The 320-nt window shown below is 45.0% G+C and carries 1 pseudogene; it reads left to right on the forward strand.

The window, feature by feature from the left end:
* A pseudogene (fliI, locus tag A3712_RS07630) lies at positions 1–320 on the forward strand (flagellum-specific ATP synthase FliI); the annotation flags it as partial.

The raw sequence follows: 320 nt of genomic DNA on the forward strand, positions 1-320 counted from the left end.
CCACAATTGTTGGAGCGTGCTGGCAATAGTGACAATCCTGATGGAAGCTTAACGGCAATCTATACAGTACTTGCTGAAGGGGATGATCAGCAAGACCCTGTTGTTGATTCAGCTCGAGCTATTCTTGATGGGCATGTGGTATTGTCTCGTCAATTAGCCGAGCAAGGTCATTATCCTGCGATCGACATTAATGCTTCTATTAGTCGTTGTATGAATGCTTGTACCCATGAAGCGCACAGCCAGCTTGCTAATAACTTTCGTCAGTTGTACTCCAACTACTTACAAGTCAAAGAATTGTTACCTTTGGGGGGGTATCAGCC

Origin of the sequence: Vibrio sp. HI00D65 (assembly GCF_001635455.1) — a bacterium.
GTDB lineage: Bacteria > Pseudomonadota > Gammaproteobacteria > Enterobacterales > Vibrionaceae > Vibrio.